The sequence below is a fragment of the Zoogloea sp. LCSB751 genome (assembly GCF_002028455.1).
Classification (GTDB): domain Bacteria; phylum Pseudomonadota; class Gammaproteobacteria; order Burkholderiales; family Rhodocyclaceae; genus Zoogloea.
The window spans coordinates 1-261 of sequence record NZ_MWUM01000311.1 but is presented as its reverse complement, the minus strand read 5'-3'; the positions used below and the strand labels follow the sequence as shown (position 1 = coordinate 261).

Here is a 261-nt window from a genome sequence, read left to right as displayed (position 1 = left end):
TGGCCGAGGTGTTTGCCGACGAACTGGCGCTCTCGGTCAACTGCGTGCTCAAGGGGGATTTCGTGGAAGGGGTGCGGGCACTGCTCATCGACAAGGACAAATCCCCCCGCTGGCAGCCGCCACGGCCCGGTGCTGACTGGCTCGACGATTTCTATCGCTGGCCCGAGGGGAAAAATCCCCTGGCCTGCTGAGGGGCCAGCGCTGCCAGGCAAGGGACGCGCTGGCCGAGAGGCCGGATTACGAACGGAGCAAGGAGCAAAC

Annotated in this window: 1 protein-coding gene; it reads left to right on the top strand. The window is 65.1% G+C overall.

Going from position 1 to position 261, the window contains the following annotated elements:
* Window positions 1–191, top strand: a 191-nt coding sequence (locus tag B4920_RS26760; protein ID WP_139379714.1) for an enoyl-CoA hydratase/isomerase family protein, incomplete at its 5' end; no start/stop codon positions are given.
* Window positions 192–261: the final 70 nt, after the last annotated feature.